Raw genomic sequence first — 316 nt, 5'->3', positions numbered from 1 at the left:
GGAGCAGATACTTTCCAGTGAGTCAATTCCTGATTACTGGAAGGATGAGACGCTTGCGGCAGTGCTTCATAGTGACACCCCTAGGGAATTACTGAACTCCATCCAGTTGCTGATTGTTAAAAACGACTTCGCGTTATTTGAAAAGCTACTGTTTATACTCAGAACAACTTGTCAGCGCCCGTGGGAAGGCCTAAAAGGGCTTCTCCCCAGCGAGGCGCTTGAACAGTTTCCGAACACTTTAATTCTGACCCCGTTTGGGCGAGGATGGAGTGCGTGCTTTGAGTTTGCCTATAACCACCGACAATCATTGCATGCC

1 protein-coding gene is annotated in these 316 nt (G+C 48.4%); it reads left to right on the top strand.

The features are described from left to right. Positions 1-316 (top strand): hypothetical protein (locus tag AC0L20_RS40510; RefSeq protein WP_473295747.1); only part of this gene is annotated, 316 nt, incomplete at both ends.

Source organism: Bradyrhizobium sp. Kon58 (genome assembly GCF_055807455.1).
The sequence above is the reverse complement of the archived record's forward strand: the minus strand, read 5'-3'. Positions and strand labels throughout refer to the sequence as shown.